This window comes from Neolewinella lacunae (genome assembly GCF_014349155.1).
Classification (GTDB): Bacteria; Bacteroidota; Bacteroidia; order Chitinophagales; family Saprospiraceae; genus Neolewinella; species Neolewinella lacunae.
The window spans coordinates 1-14,524 of sequence record NZ_JACSIT010000099.1; the positions used below are offsets into that span (position 1 = coordinate 1).

Consider the following 14,524-nt stretch of genomic DNA (forward strand, 5'->3'; position numbering starts at 1 on the left):
GGGGCCGTCTAAAAAGTCTACTAGGGGGGCATTCTGGTACAAAATACGAAAAAGTAGTATTTTGAGGCTGTTCCCATCCCCGTAGCCGATGAGCACAAAAAGAGCAGTTTTCAAGCCTGACCTCCAGAACCAAGGCTTGCTATTCCCTCCACATCTTGCCGACATGGTACCGCCTCATCATAAGGCGCGGCTGATCAGCCAGATTATAGATGGGATGAACATTGATTCGATCCTAAGCACCTATTTAGGAGGTGGCAGTAGCGCGTACTCTCCTCGGATGCTGCTTAAGGTGTTGGTTTATGCCTATTCTGATCGGGTGTACTCATCTCGTTCGATTGAGAAGGCTTGCTATGAGAACGTGTGCTACATGTGGCTAAGTGGGATGTCCACTCCCGATCACAATACGATCAATAACTTTCGCAAGCACCGCATGGGTGGCCGGGTAAAGGAAGTGTTTGCCCACGTTTTGTTGACTTTACATGAACAAGGCTATGTCAAGCTGGATGATTACTTTTTAGATGGCACTATACTGGAGTCAGTAGCTGGCCGGTACACCTTCGTTTGGAAGTCAAACGTTGAGCGTTACAAGAAGTCGGTGCTAGACCAGATAGGGATGATCGTTTCTCAGATTGACGCTTTATGTGAAAAAGCGGATAAAGAGGATGAGCAAGCTGCCGATGGGGATGATCAAGGGGACAAACTCAGCGACAGTGCAGCAGTCCAAGAAACGATTGATCGACTCAACAAAGCCTTAGAAAGTCAGTCCCCCAGCACCAAGGAGGAAGCCAAAGAGGTCAAAAAGGCAAAGACAAAACTGAAAAACCTGGAGAGCAAGTCCTTGCCCAAACTCCAGGAATATGAGCGCCAGCAAGAATTACTGGGAGATCGGTCGTCTTACTCTAAAACGGATCATGGTGCTACGTTCATGAGGCCCAAAGACGACCACTTGGGCAACGGGGAGCTAAAACCCGGCTACAATGCTCAAGTGGGAACGGAAAACCACTTTGTTGTAAACTGGACAATGCACCAGACGCCTTCTGATGCGGCCTGCCTCATTCCTCATCTTGAAGACACCGAATCGATCTTAAGCCAAATCGGATTGAACTTGCCCAAGGCCATTACAGCCGATGCGGGGTATGGCAACGAAGAGGCCTATCGCTATTGTGAGGGCAAGGAGATAGAAGCCTACCTCAAATACCCGGGCTATTACAAGGAAGAGCAAGGAGTACTTAAAGCGCCATTTGCGCCAAGCCAGTTATACTATAACGAAGAGCAAAATGTGCTGATATGCCCCATGGGTCAGCATATGACGTATTGTGGAGAGGGAGAGGAGAAAACAGCAAGTGGGTATATCCGTGAAACAAGTAAGTACAAAGCCGTCAATTGCATAGGCTGCCCCTTGCGCGGGATGTGTCATAAACAAGACGGCAACCGAGTGGTAACCATTAGCCACAAAGGTCAAAGCTATCGCCAGCAAGCCCGAGCTCGTCTGAGCACGAAAGAGGGTAGAGCAAAGTGCCTGCGCCGTAACGCAGAAGTCGAGGGCTTCTTTGGCAACTTGAAGGCCAATCTGGGAAGACGTCGGTTTACACTAAAGGGACTTACGGGGGTTAACATTGAGATGGGCCTCCTTTCGATAGCCACAAATCTTCGTCGATTACATAAATTATCGATTGAGCAAGGGCGTAGTCTGCTTACTCCGGTCGTACAAAGGGCCCAAATGACCTAAAACGGCCCAAAAATCCGTCTAGACGGCATTTTTAACTCCCTGAAGGCCCACCCAGCATGTGGGGAGGCCCAAAAAAGGAACACATATTTTTTCTTAAATGTGTCAGAACGCAACCAGCACAGCCACCGTGGCGCACCCCACAGCTTTGGGGCTGACTTTTTAGACGGCCCCGCTATTCCTTTTGCCCATGGAGTTACATGGAGTGTAGCATGGAGTTTAATGGAGTTTTTGGCCCGCCCCAAGTATTGTCGCGGCTTCAGCCCGACCAATCAAGACCGCAGGTCCTTTTTGCCCATGGAGTTTCATGGAGTGTAGCATGGAGTTGCATGGAGTTTTGGCCGCCCCAGGTATTGTCGCGGCTTTAGCCCGACCCCTTGGGGCCGTAGGTCCCTTTTTGCCCATGGAGTTAAATGGAGTTTTGGGAGGGTTCCGGGCCTCCGGTCCGGTACCCCACCCGGACCGGAGGTCCGGGAACCAGTACGACTACATTCAGCGCAAAAACCACCCTTTCAACTGCTTTCAACTCTGTAGTAGGCTGCCCTTATGTACTTAGCTCTTCAGTGCAATCGCAAGGTTGGTCTGGGGTAAGAATCCCCATGGCAGAAACGCTAGGAACCATTGAGCCCCTATGTGAGACTCCGTGCTCCCGAAGCGAAATTGCGATTGCCCTGCTTAGCCATCCCTTTTATAGAAAGCGGAAAAAGACTTTTGGGTACTTTTCGGGAACTTTCGGGAACTTTCGGGAATTTTCAGGAACTTCCGGTACTTTCCGGGAACTTTCGGGAAAGAACAATTCCTCCCCTGCTAATTTAGCCTCTGACAATAGATACCATCAGATCTTTTTTACTGGTGGCCCGGCACCTCACTGGGATGTTTCAGAAAAACTTTTGTTATGAAAAAGTTGTTTTTTGTATTAATTCTCGCCATTGGTTTTACGACATATCCGTCAGTTTCCGAAGCTCAAGTGGCAGAGGTTACCTGTGGAAGAAACGGAGGGAAATGTTGGAAAAGCCGGAACGATGGCAATGGTTTCACTTGCTGCTATTTTACAGGATCCGTTGGCAATCACTGTAGTGGCCCAGCCTGTAGCGGGGGATCACAAAACTTATAACTGACATTTCTCCAAAGGTTTGACTTAGGGACGTTGTAAAAATGACTTGCCAGCTTCAATTTGGGAGAAAAATCGAAATCAAGGTTTTCAACACAAACTGGCTATTAAGTTATTTTTTCAGCGTTCCTAAGTCTCTATTTTTCACGATTGACCAAGCCCAAAAAATTTAACCACCTTGCTATGAATCCTCACCGCATAGCTTTCTATATTCTCGCATTGCTTTACCTTAACTCATGCTCAGAAGACGTGAGCCCCTCTGAAGACATGAAAAACTTCACGCAAATCAACATCAATGAAATCGAAGAGGTAACGCTTCCGAATTTAATTAAGGACGTCACTTTCACTCAATTAGAATTGACCAACGCGTCAGGAATGACTTCTGGCAGTAAAATACTAATCAGAAACAACAAATTTTACATACTTGACCCTGCACAAAATGAAGTTTTCATTTTCAACATAGATGGTAGTTTTGTAGATAAAATATCTAGCCTGGGTGATGCTCCAAATCAAATAAGTTTCCTGGTAGATTTTGCTTTCAATGATTACACCAATGAGATAGAGCTGCTGGACCCAAGAGGAAAAATAATCTCTTATCGAGAAAGCGACCGAAGCTACCGTAACGTATTGAACGCTCAAGACCAACTTACTCCAGTATACGGATTCGCGTTGATGTCAGAAGACAACATCGCCTTTTATTCAAACTTGAAAGAGTACCTCGTTTATTTTTATTCCAGAAGCCGAAAAGAAATCACCAGTAGCAATGTATTGAATGAAGCAATCGAACCAATTGATTGGCATTCCATTCACCCTTTTTCCCAGAGAGACAATGAAACCTTTCTCTTGGACATGTATCTAAGTAAAGTTTACACTATAGACTCGAATGGGGTTCACACAAAACATACCTATAACTTTGGAGATAACGATTTCAACATCTCTTCAAAGACGCATTCCGAAATTTCTGCGGCGGGAGATTTGTTTGGCTTGCTCGCCGAAAAAAAAGCTTTTTATCCCCTTTCCTTCCACTTTGAAGATGATGACTTTATTGTTTTGCGCGGCCTCCACGAAGGAACCAAGCGCAAGGAACTGGTATTTCGTAAAAAATCAAATTTGTGGACGATCACTGATGTCACCAACGACTTCAATTTTTACTTATGTAAAGCCAGCCTTCGCGATGGCAGGTACGTCGGGATCCAAAATGTTCCGGGAAACATTATAAAGCAATTTTCAGACGCTGACCTAAATGCGAACCAGAAGGAAGCCCTGAATGGCATCAAGGAAGATGGAAATCCGGTACTAGTTTTCTACAACTTTAATTAAATACACCCCATAAACCAGACGGTTACCGAGCGCTTTTTCCCCGTCCCGGCGATTTAGGCTTACGAAAAACTTTAGCCTCCAAAGGAATTTCCCTCCCTCGGGCACGATTTACACCTCCGAGGAACTTTTGCCTTCAAAGATTATCTCCTCCGAGGAATTTTTCTCATTTCAGACGGCAAAAGATGCCTCGGAGGAGAAATCGTTTAGGAGGGGGGATTCGGGAAAGAGAATGTTGGATAATCAATCATTTTACGCAAACTCTTCAGCTGGCCCGGCGCTCCTCCGAGGCGTACCCCGCACCGCCCTGATTAATCCCTGATTGCAGATAAAGCTGAGCGGTGCGGGGGCTCCTCGGAGGTGTCGATGGGGCCAGCGGGTTGGTGTAAGGACTAGAGTTTTTCACCCGGACCAGAGGTCCGGGAACCAGGTAAAACTCCAAGCAACTCCATGCAAAACTCCATGTCACTCTATGGGCTCAAAAAACTCACTCCCCCACCCCAATCGCCTCATACAACAGCGTATGAATCCGCGGCCGGATACCCAAAGTATAAATCGCCCGGCTATTCCGACTCGGGTGAACGCGGTTGCTCAAAAAAATATACACCAACTCGTGCTCAGGGTCGGCCCACACCAGGGTGCCGGTGTAGCCCGTGTGCCCGAAACTGGCCGCTGAGGCCGCCTGCGCGACGGTGCTCGTCGCCACGTGGTATTCCAGGAGCGGCTTATCGAAGCCAAGCCCGCGGTGGGTGCCTTCGGCCGCGTAGTGCCGGCGGGTGAAGGTCGCCACGGTGCTGTCCTGAAAATAGCGCCGCCCGCCGTATTCCCCGCCGTTCATGAGCATCTGGTAGAGTTTGGCGAGGTCTTCGGCGGAGGAAAAGAGGCCTGCGTTGCCGCTCACGCCGTTCATCAGGGCCGCACCCTCATCGTGCACCACGCCGTGTAGCGTCGCCATGCGGAAGAAGGTATCCACCTCCGTCGGCACGATGCGCTCCAGGGGGATGCCCCGGTCCAGCGGCCGGTAGCCCAGCGTGGTGGCACCGAGCGGATCGTAGAAATTTTGCCGCAGGTAGCTTCGGTAATCCTGCCCGGTGGCCGCCTCCACGTATTCCGGCAGGAGGTAAAAGAGGAGGCCGGAGTAGACGTACATGCCCGCTGGTTTGAGCGGAGATTTGCCGATGGCCCGGTGGATGTAGCGCTCCCGAAACCTGGTGTGGAGCCAGAGGTCGTCCATGATGCGGATGGGGTAGCGCGCGGTGCTGTCGCGGCGCAGCGTCCGGCTGCGGAAGCGGTAATCGTTGGTGCGGGTGCTTTCCCAGCGCTTTTGCCAGGGGTAGCGCGCGTTGCCCTTCAGCGTTCCCTGCCAGTAGGGCACCCAGGGCAGCAGGCCCGCGCGGTGACTGAGGGCGGAGCGCAGGGGCACGCCCGCCTTATCCGTGCCGGCAAAGACGGGAAATTTTTCGCCCAGGGGTGCGTCCAGATCCAACTGCCCGCGCTCGTACTGCTGCATCAGGAAGAGCAGGCCGGAGCTGGTTTTGGTAATGGAGGCGAGGTCGTAGACGTCGTCTTTTTGCACCGCCCGCTCCTTGGCGTAGGTGTGGTGCCCGGCCGTGACGTGCACGAGCACCTCGCCCTTGTGCAAGGCCAGCACCTGGGCCCCGGGGAAGGCCTGCGCCGCAATGCCCTGCTCCAGGATCAGGCGAATGGAATCCGCCAAGGCCCCCGTCTGGGCACCGAGCGAGCAAGAAAACACTATAAGGGAGAAGGAAAGGAGGATACTGCGCATAAAGGCAAAGCTAATGGAGATGGGGGGAAGTTTTATGGTTCGTGTGGTGGGGGGCGCTTGAACTAGGAAAGAGGCAAAAAAGCAGGGTGGCCCCTTCTTCCTTTTACCCCTCCCCCAACCCCTCCCCATGTGGGAGGGGAGCCCAGAGGTTGACCGATGATTCCAAAAGATTTGATTTTTGGAAAAGGATTACTTCTACGACTTTCCGTTAATTTTAGCGATAGATGCCCTCCTCGCCACATCATCAGCGCATAAACAAACATTCCTAGAAACTGAAAAAGACCAGAGCGGTCATCCCTCTCCTTCGGGGAGGGACCGAGGGAGGGGTATGATCAGCGCATAAACAAGCCCCCCTAGAAACGAAAAAAGACCAGAGCGGTCATCCCTCTCCTTCGGGACCGGCGTAGCCAGCCGCGTAGCGCACGGACCGAGGGAGGGGTCTCACAACCGCATATAAAAGCCCCCCCTAAAACCGATACAACACCCCAACCCGTCCCCCAAAACCCCGCCGCCGACTAATCACCGCCGTCGTCGTCCCCGTTTTTACGACGTCGTTGAAGCCCGTCAGGTAGCGCCCCTCGAGTTGCAGCGTGAGTGGCCCCAGTGCCACATTCACGCCCAGCGCGGCCTGCAAGCCGTAGTTGAGCCGGAAGGGAAAGGCAAAACCGTAGTATTCCGGCAGCACCCCGTCTCCCGGCACGTATTCCGCCGGGATGCTTTCTTCTTCCGCCAGCGGCACCGAAAAATAGGGCCCCGCCTGCAGGATGGGCTGCACCACCCCCCGGCCAATGCGCAACTGCGTCAGCAGCAGCAACTCCAGGTACTCCGTCCGGCGCTCGTAAAGGGAGGTAAAATTCGTATCCAGGGTTTCCCGCCAGCCGGCGTTGACGTAGTTGAGCTCCGCCTGGAAACCCACTACGCGATTATCAAAATAGCGCAGGGCAAGGCCATAGGTAGTGCCGGGCAGGGCTTCCACTTCGGCCGAGGGCGTAAAGTCTACTTCGTGCTGCCAGTAGGCGTAGCTCAGCCCTACGTCCAGCCGGCGTACTGCCGTGCTGTCGGCAGACTGCCCCGCCACCGCCGTACCAGCCAGCAAAAAGGGTAACAAGAATCGTAACATAGGAACAAGGGTTTGGAGGAAAAGACAAATTTGCGGCTTTATTCGTTACCTAAAGAAACCCACTGCCATACCAGCTGGCTTTAACCTCCCAAAGTGCCTCCCCCGCCCCCCTGACCCCGGAGGGGTCGAACCTGAATAACCCCGGATGCAGGATGCGCAGCATCCGGAATCCGGGGATCCTCACCAAAGATGCCAAGCATCCGGAATCCGGGGGATCTCCCCAAACCACCCCAACATGCGGCTCCTCCCCCTCCTCTTCCTCCTCCTGGCCTGCACCACCACCCGCTCCCAGCCCGCTACCCAGGTGGTCGACTTCTTCATCGACCCCGTCGGCAAACCCTACTACCTGCTGGCGAACGCCGAGCTCGTCACCGATAACCCCCTGGGCCAAAACCGCTTTTCGTTTTACGACAGCAGCCTGGGGGCGCCCAGTGTGGTCGACGTCTCCAACCCCTTCGCCATCCTCCTCTTTTACCCTGATTACGGGCAGATGATCGTCTTAGACCGCACCCTCTCGGAAGTCAGCCGCCTCGACCTCTTCAGCGTCGATGGCCTTCAGCAACCCGCCGCACTGGCGCGGGCCACCGACAACCAGGTGTGGGTCTTCGATGCCTGGGATTACCGCCTCAAGCTCCTCGACAACGGCGGCAACATCAGCCGCCAGAGCAACGACCTGCGCCTGGAAATCGCCGTGGAGGATCCGCCCGATTTCATTTACGCCGACCGCGCCACCGTTTTGCTGCACTTCCTCGGCAGCCAGCGCCTGGCCATCTTCACCAACTACGGTCGCTTCCAGGGCTGGGCCAGCCTCCCCACCGCCACCCACTTCGGCTGGCACCCACCCTTCCTCACCGGCAGCAGCCCGGAAAATGCCTGGACTTGGACGATCGAAACCGGGGCGCGGCCGCAGGTGCCGGGAACGGACAAGGGCAAAGTCCTGACCACCAGCGCCGGCCACTACACCCTGGACGAAAAGCAGGTGGCCAGGTTTTCCACATTTTCAAACAATAAAAATTAATTACAACATTTTGTTGTTTTATTGCAACCAGCTACCTTACCTTTGTTGCCAGCGTGTTGTCCCGGTGGCGATGCGTCCGCACTCAAAAGGGAAGGCCACACATTCGTTGATTTCGGAAGCCAATCGCTTCCCCTAAGGTTGCAAAAAATGACTCACGTACTTTCTCGTCTGCTGTCCTTCGCGGGGCGGCACTGGCTCCGCCTGCTCATTGTTGGCTGCGCGCTGGTTTTGTTCAGCCGCAAACAGGTAAACTTCAACATCCGGCTGGGGGCTCCTGCGCCGGCCGAGATGTCCTTGCCTAGTCCGGAGGCCTCCGCCGGACCGCAGCTCCAGCTTTCGGAAGACGTGGCTGCGGCTGAGAAAAAAGGCCTCTTCAGCCGTTTCAACCTCTTCCGTACGGGCAGCGACGAACCGACCCTCTACGACCACCTCAACCGGCTCAACGAGGCGGAGGTGACGGCCTTCATCCGCCGCTTCAGCAACGTCGCCCAGGCCGAGCAGGAGAAATTCGGCATCCCGGCCAGCATCACCCTGGCCAATGGCCTGCTGCACACCCGGGCGGGCACCAACAACGTTGCCCAAAGCGCCAACAATTTCTTCGCATTGCCTTGCGGAGCAGACTGGCCCGGCACCAGCGTCCGCGCCAACGGAAAGTGCATCCGCACCTACGAGTCCGCCTGGACCAGCTTCCGCGACCACAGCCTCTACCTCACCTCCGGAAATTTTGCTGCCCTCACGCAATTCAACAAAACCGACTACCGCCGCTGGGCCGCCGGCATGGAAGAACTCGGCTTCAACGATACCGAAGACCTGGCCGCCCAGCTGCTGCGCACCATCGACCGGTACCAGCTTTTTCAGTTTGATTAAGGAGGCCTTTTTAGCCCATGGAGTTTTTAGCCCAGGGAGTTGCATGGAGTATCACGGAGGTTACCCCTCCCCAAAGGAGCCTGGCCCCTACCGACCCTGTAGGGGTCGCTTGTGTTGCGTCGGGTGCAGCCCGACGTCTTCGTTATTCACGTCTTCGTTATTCACGTCTTCAGCCCATGGAGTCACCTGGCGTTAAACTCAACCAGCCTCATCCTCCGTCTCCGCAGTAGCCTCCAGCAGCTGGATGGGCTCCGCGAAACGCTCCACCAACTCCTGCCGCACCCGGTCTTTGCGGTACTGGCTGCGTTCAAAGTCGTTTTTCACGCCGCGTTTGTCGCTTTTTACGGCGTATTCCTCCAGCGGGCCTTTGATGGTGTAGTAGAGGTTAAAGAAGCCCCGGCGGCGGGCGGGCAGGATCTCGAGTTCGGTGTCGTGCTTCCCGATTTTGTTGGCAATGGCCTGGCCGGCGTTGACCTTCACGTAGTAATCCAGGTAGTTGTTGAAGGTGTGGCTGCCGCTGATTTCGAGGTTGAGGGCGCTGGACTGGATGAACATGGCCGGGATGTAAATCGTCTGGTCCACAATCTCGAAGTAATTCTCCAGGCGGGTGAAGCGGACGCGCTCCAGGTCGCCCGCCTTCAGGGCGAAGGCGAAATTTTCGAGCATTGCGAAGTTTTTCAACTCTCCCTCGGCAATGGAAACGCCTGCCAGCACCCGCAATTTTTCGTAGTCAAAAAGCCCTTGCTCATCAAAGTAGGCCTCGATGTAGATGTTGGCATCCATTGCCCCGCTGAGGTTTTCGGCGACGAGCACTTCCTGGCCGAAGTTTTCCGATTGGGCAAAAAATTGCTCCACGTCAATGCCCCGCCCGGTGATGCGGCCTTCCACCCGCTGGAGTTCCTGGAAGTACACTTCGCCGTCGATCTTGAGTTCACCGTCCATGGCCTGCGTGAGGCCACGGAGGTCGAGCTGCCGGGGGGTGAAAATGAGTTGGCCCCGGAAGTTTTCCCCTTTGATTTCGCCGTAGTTCCAGGCCGCCACGTTGGCGTCAAAGCGGCCGCGGAGCAGGTCGGTAATCTGCGTGCGGCGGGTCATGGTTTTGGCCCGCAGGCTGTCGGTGGCTCCGGTGGCGGCGGCCTGTTCCTCTTCGGCTTCCGTTGGCCCGGCGAGCGTGAGCAACTCGTCGATGTCTACCGAAGTACCCTCCAGTCTGGCGTCGAAGTTGAGCTCCGCGTCGTTGGTATTGAGCGAATCGGCGAAGAGGACGGGGATGAGGTTGGTGGCGCGGCCCGTGAAGTTGATCTCCGTACCGGGTCCCTTGAAGGCGAAGTTGGTCAGTTCCAGCTCGTTGTCCCGCAGCACGAGGCTGCCGGAGGGGAAAGACAGTTCCCGCTCGTTGATCGTCAGTTCGCCGTTGTCAAAAGTAAGGCTGCCGGAGGCGGCAACATTGCCCATGCGGCGGGGTCGGAGCATGTCTTCGTAGCGCCCGTTGATGCGGAGTTGCTGGATGCGAACGAAGCCGTCACCCGCCGTCAGCGGACTTTCCCCGAGGATACCGGGCAGGGCCCCGAGGGCCAGGGCGCCGTCGGCGGTGAAGTTGATGCGGGGGTCATCGAGGTTTTCCACGCTCAGGCTCATGGCGAAGGGCTCGTTGCGGAAGTTGCCCGTCAGTTCTTCAATGGCAAAAGATTGGTAGCCGCCGCGGTCGCCGGTAATGTAGGCGAAGCGGGCTTTGAGGTTGAGGTCGCGGGCCCCCACGTTGGTGCGGGGACTGCCCACCCGGCCGTCGGTAAAGGTCAGTTGCCCGTCCACGCGGGGGTAGGCCCGCTGGGTCCAGGCCCCGCTGATGGCCGCGGAGAGGAGCAGGTCGCCGTCGGTTTCCAGTTCCCCCAGGCCACCAGCGTAGCTGGGGGGGATGAGGGCGATGACGTCCTGAAGGCTGCCCGACTGGCTCTCCACCCGCAGCTCCATCGAAAGGCCATCTTTGGTGGACTGCATATCGCCCACCACTTCCAGTTCCAGGTCGCCCGCCTCCACGCGCAAGGGGGCGAAGGTGTATTTGCTGTTGGTGTTGTCCACCTTGGTTTGGGCGGTGATGATCAGGGACTGGTTGGAGAGGTAGCGCTCGCCCTCCTGGTCGAGGTAGTGGATGTCGATCTTTCCGTCGGTAGACATGAGGTAGGCCTCGGAGCCAAAGTCGCCGCTGAAGCTCAGCTGGTCCACCAGGCCCGTAAAATCAACTTGCAGCTGGGCATCGCGGTAGATCAGCTCCACGTCCCTGAACTGGGCGTCTTCGACGGCAAACTCGGTAGCTTCGCCGGCCGGCTCGGGTTCTTCCCCGACGGGCGTGTAGCCCATCAGTTGGTAATTGACGTTGCCGTCGACGTCGGCCAGCAGCTGCAAGCGGCCGTCTTCCACCACAATTTCTTTGATGCGGATTTTCCCAAAGAGGCTGCCCAGATCAAGCAAACACCGCAGCCGCTCGGCCACCAGCAGCTGGCTGCCGTCGGAGCCCGCTACCTCCACATCGCTCAGGTTGACGGAGAGGTTGGGAAAGGAACGCAGCAAAGTGACGTCGTACTTGGCCACCTTGATCTCCGTCTGGAGGTTACGGTTCAACGAGGCCACCACCGCCTTGGCCACGGTGCCGCCAAAGAAGGTCACGGTAATGAAGCTGATCACCAACAGGATCAAGACGAAAATGCCAAAAATCTTTAGTGCGCGCATGGGTAGCTTATTGGTGGGTTTTTGGGGTGTTTATTCCGCAAGGGCACTCGGGGATAGTTCACTAGTTCATAGTTCACTAGTTCATAGTTCACTAGTTCATAGTTCACTAGAACACCACACCAAACATCCAACATCACACATCTGACATCTGACATCATACTTCCAACGTCCGACATCACACATCTAACATCTGACATCAAACATCTAAAGTTCAAAGTCGGGCACCAGGCTAAGCAGCTTACGCAGCGTTTCGCGCCGCGGCTCCGTCAGTGGCACCAGGGGCACGCGCAGGTAATTCCGGCAGAGGCCGAGCATGGAGACGGCGGCTTTGATGCCCACGGGGTTGCCTTCCACGTAGAGCAGGGGGTGGATATCGAGGAGGTCGAAATTGAGTTTCCGGGCGGTCACAAAATCCTCGTTGAGGGCGGCGCGCACCATGCGGCTGAAGTGCGAAGGCAGGGCGTTGGCAATGACGCTGATGCCCCCGTGGGCGCCCAGGGCAATCATGGCCGGCGTCAGGGGGTCATCGCCCGAGAGGACGGCAAAATCTTCGCGGCAGTGCTTCAGGATTTCCACGGCCTGCTCCAGTTTGCCGCTGGCTTCTTTCACCGCTGCGAAGTTCTCGGAGTCTTCCGAAAGCCGCAGCAGGGTTTCCGGCAGCACGTTGCTGCTCGTCCGCCCCGGTACGTTGTAGATGATGACGGGGACGCTGCTGGCGTCGGCCACCCGCATGTAGTGCTGGTAGATGCCCTCCTGCGGGGGTTTGCTGTAGGCGGGGCTGCTGGACATGATGGCGTCCACGCCGTCGAAGTTGTAGTTGCGGATGGAGGTCTCCAGCCGCTCGGTGTAGTTGCCCCCGAAAAAACCCGCCACGATGGGGACGCGCCGGTTGACGTGCGCAATCGTGTAATCGAGCACTTCGCGGCACTCTTGCCCGCTCAGCGTGATGGCTTCGCCGGTCGTGCCCAGGCTCACGATGTAATCCACGCCACCCGTAATGACGTAGTCAATCACCCGGCCCAGGGCGGGGTAATCGACGCTGAAGTCGGGCTTGAAGGGCGTGATGAGTGCGACCCCGGTACCGCTGAATTTAGGTAGTTGCTGTGGCATTGGTAAAACTGAAGATTTGCTCGATGGCCGCCAGCTGTTGCTGGAAGGCGGTGTTCCGCTGCCCATCGAATTGCAGGTTATACGGAGTACCTCCGGCGGGGAGGAATGGCCCGATGCGGAGCCCGGCTGCTTTGGTGGCCGCCAGGTAATCCAGCACGGGATGCTCCGGTGGCCCGAGGCGGATGAGCAAGTCGCAGGCGTCGGCCTGGAAATGGTTTACCGCTTCGCCGCCGGGGATGCCGTACCAGTTGAGGTCTTTGACCGTGATGGCTTCGCAGCCGAAGTCCGACCCGCCAATGTCCGTGCTGAAGTACCCGTAGAGCCGGATTTTGCCGCGCACTACGCGGTGGTTGTCTTTCCACTTGTCCACCACCTTGCGCTCGTCGGCGCTATCGGCGGGGAACAGGATGATGATTTCCCTGGCGGTTTCCAGGTTCAGGGGTGCCTGGCCCGGTTGGCTCCGGGCGGGGGGTACGCTGGCGGCTTGGCGGCGGCGGCGGTACAGCCGCTGTTTTAGGTCGGTGAGCAAAGACATGGCTTAGGCCGGGTTACTTACCGGCCCCATGGCCGCATACTTGGCAATGCGCTCTTCGATCATTTCGTCTACGGGCTTGGCCTGTAGGGTGCTGATGGCTTTTTTGAGTTGGCGTTTCAGAGCTTTGGCCATTTCTTCGGGGGAAGAATGGGCGCCGCCCTGGGGTTCTTTGACGATTTCGTCGATGAGGCCGAAGCGGAGCATGTCTTCGGCAGTCAGCTTCAGGGCATCGGCGGCCTGCTCTTTGTAGTCCCAGCTGCGCCAGAGGATGCTGCTGCAGCTTTCGGGGGAGATCACCGAGTACCAGGTGTTTTCGAGCATCATCACGTGGTCGCCCAGGCCGATGCCGATGGCACCGCCGCTGGCTCCTTCGCCAATGACGGCGCACACGATGGGTACGCGCAGCTGGGCCATTTCGAAGAGGTTGCGGGCAATGGCTTCGGCCTGCCCCCGTTCTTCGGCTTCAATGCCGGGGAAGGCTCCGGGCGTATCGATCAGGGTGATGACGGGGAAGCCAAAACGCTCGGCCATCTTCATCAGGCGGAGGGCCTTGCGGTAGCCCTCGGGGTTGGCCATGCCGAAGTTGCGGTACTGCCGCATCTTGGTGTTGACGCCTTTCTGGTGGCCGATGATGACCACCGTTTGCCCGTCCATGTTGCCGATGCCGCCCACGATGGCTTTGTCGTCTCCGAAGCAACGGTCGCCGTGCAGTTCCACAAATTTGCGGCACATCTGCTCGATGTAGTACAGGGTGTAGGGCCGTTCAGGGTGGCGCGAAAGCTGCACCCGCTGCCAGCCGGAGAGGTCACTGTAAATTTCTTTGCGGGTCTGCTTGATCCGGTTTTCCAGTTCCTGGATCGTCTCCTGCATGTCTACCACGCCGTCCTCCGCCACCTCCCTGACTTTTTCAAGCTGTTCGTACAGTTTTTCCAGCGGACGTTCAAATTCGAGAAATACCATGGGCCACACTTAGTTTTGGTACGCGGCGCAAAGGTACGGAATCAGGGGCGAGTTGGTGGTCTTGCCGGTCGTTTACTGTGGTATAGGGCGCGAACGCAGGTGCCAGGCGGTGGATGGAGGAGCTGGGGAGGGGTAGTAGTTCAGTAGTTCAGTAGGGGATAGTTCAATTAAGTGTGTCTGGGTTAGTTATTACTCTATCGCAAGGCGTAGCCTTGCGACGAGCGCGCGATCCGCGCCGCACAGTCGG

General features: G+C 56.1%; 10 protein-coding genes. 4 read left to right on the forward strand and 6 right to left on the reverse strand.

The window, feature by feature from the left end; translation table 11 throughout:
• Nucleotides 1–88: 88 nt before the first annotated feature.
• The gene (locus H9S92_RS09755) at nucleotides 89–1,729 is read left to right on the forward strand and encodes an IS1182 family transposase (RefSeq protein ID WP_187464761.1); all 1,641 of its coding nucleotides are present in this window, start codon (nucleotides 89–91) and stop codon (nucleotides 1,727–1,729) included.
• A 1,291-nt stretch (nucleotides 1,730–3,020) separates the two neighbouring features.
• Nucleotides 3,021–4,157, forward strand: coding sequence for a 6-bladed beta-propeller (locus H9S92_RS09760; protein WP_187466527.1), 1,137 nt, complete (start codon nucleotides 3,021–3,023; stop codon nucleotides 4,155–4,157).
• Nucleotides 4,158–4,641: 484 nt separating this feature from the next.
• Here H9S92_RS09760 and H9S92_RS09765 read toward each other — a convergent pair whose 3' ends face one another.
• Nucleotides 4,642–5,940 carry a serine hydrolase domain-containing protein gene (locus tag H9S92_RS09765; RefSeq protein ID WP_187466528.1) on the reverse strand — a complete coding sequence of 433 codons (1,299 nt, stop codon included), beginning with the start codon at nucleotides 5,938–5,940 and terminating at the stop codon, nucleotides 4,642–4,644.
• 466 nt (nucleotides 5,941–6,406) lie between these two features.
• Nucleotides 6,407–7,060: an outer membrane beta-barrel protein gene (locus H9S92_RS09770; protein WP_187466529.1), complete on the reverse strand. Its 654-nt coding sequence runs from the start codon at nucleotides 7,058–7,060 to the stop codon at nucleotides 6,407–6,409.
• A gap of 235 nt (nucleotides 7,061–7,295) precedes the next feature.
• Between H9S92_RS09770 and H9S92_RS09775 the strand changes: the two genes are divergently transcribed.
• Nucleotides 7,296–8,078: a hypothetical protein gene (locus H9S92_RS09775; RefSeq protein WP_187466530.1), complete on the forward strand. Its 783-nt coding sequence runs from the start codon at nucleotides 7,296–7,298 to the stop codon at nucleotides 8,076–8,078.
• A gap of 147 nt (nucleotides 8,079–8,225) precedes the next feature.
• Nucleotides 8,226–8,945, forward strand: coding sequence for a glucosaminidase domain-containing protein (locus H9S92_RS09780; RefSeq protein ID WP_187466531.1), 720 nt, complete (start codon nucleotides 8,226–8,228; stop codon nucleotides 8,943–8,945).
• Between the two features lie 198 nt (nucleotides 8,946–9,143).
• Here H9S92_RS09780 and H9S92_RS09785 read toward each other — a convergent pair whose 3' ends face one another.
• From H9S92_RS09785 to H9S92_RS09800, 4 genes are all read right to left on the reverse strand, one after another.
• The gene (locus H9S92_RS09785) at nucleotides 9,144–11,672 is read right to left on the reverse strand and encodes an AsmA-like C-terminal region-containing protein (RefSeq protein WP_187466532.1); all 2,529 of its coding nucleotides are present in this window, start codon (nucleotides 11,670–11,672) and stop codon (nucleotides 9,144–9,146) included.
• 204 nt (nucleotides 11,673–11,876) lie between these two features.
• Nucleotides 11,877–12,782 (reverse strand): 4-hydroxy-tetrahydrodipicolinate synthase, encoded by a 906-nt coding sequence (dapA, locus tag H9S92_RS09790; protein ID WP_187466533.1) that lies wholly within the window; start codon nucleotides 12,780–12,782, stop codon nucleotides 11,877–11,879.
• A complete protein-coding gene (locus H9S92_RS09795) occupies nucleotides 12,763–13,317 on the reverse strand; it encodes a DUF6913 domain-containing protein (RefSeq protein ID WP_187466534.1) in 555 nt (184 codons plus the stop codon). The genes dapA and H9S92_RS09795 overlap by 20 nt, the downstream gene beginning before the upstream one ends.
• Nucleotides 13,318–13,320: 3 nt before the next feature.
• Complete coding sequence (locus H9S92_RS09800) at nucleotides 13,321–14,277, reverse strand: acetyl-CoA carboxylase carboxyltransferase subunit alpha (RefSeq protein WP_187466535.1); 957 nt, start codon at nucleotides 14,275–14,277, stop codon at nucleotides 13,321–13,323.
• Nucleotides 14,278–14,524: the final 247 nt, after the last annotated feature.

What these genes read in the sequence shown, in the direction of transcription:
- H9S92_RS09755 (WP_187464761.1), top strand. Translation starts at nt 89, where the DNA reads ATGAGCACAAAAAGAGCAGTTTTCAAGCCTGACCTCCAGAACCAAGGC.
- H9S92_RS09760 (WP_187466527.1), top strand. Translation starts at nt 3,021, where the DNA reads ATGAATCCTCACCGCATAGCTTTCTATATTCTCGCATTGCTTTACCTT.
- H9S92_RS09765 (WP_187466528.1), bottom strand. Translation starts at nt 5,940, where the DNA reads ATGCGCAGTATCCTCCTTTCCTTCTCCCTTATAGTGTTTTCTTGCTCG.
- H9S92_RS09770 (WP_187466529.1), bottom strand. Translation starts at nt 7,060, where the DNA reads ATGTTACGATTCTTGTTACCCTTTTTGCTGGCTGGTACGGCGGTGGCG.
- H9S92_RS09775 (WP_187466530.1), top strand. Translation starts at nt 7,296, where the DNA reads ATGCGGCTCCTCCCCCTCCTCTTCCTCCTCCTGGCCTGCACCACCACC.
- H9S92_RS09780 (WP_187466531.1), top strand. Translation starts at nt 8,226, where the DNA reads ATGACTCACGTACTTTCTCGTCTGCTGTCCTTCGCGGGGCGGCACTGG.
- H9S92_RS09785 (WP_187466532.1), bottom strand. Translation starts at nt 11,672, where the DNA reads ATGCGCGCACTAAAGATTTTTGGCATTTTCGTCTTGATCCTGTTGGTG.
- dapA (WP_187466533.1), bottom strand. Translation starts at nt 12,782, where the DNA reads ATGCCACAGCAACTACCTAAATTCAGCGGTACCGGGGTCGCACTCATC.
- H9S92_RS09795 (WP_187466534.1), bottom strand. Translation starts at nt 13,317, where the DNA reads ATGTCTTTGCTCACCGACCTAAAACAGCGGCTGTACCGCCGCCGCCGC.
- H9S92_RS09800 (WP_187466535.1), bottom strand. Translation starts at nt 14,277, where the DNA reads ATGGTATTTCTCGAATTTGAACGTCCGCTGGAAAAACTGTACGAACAG.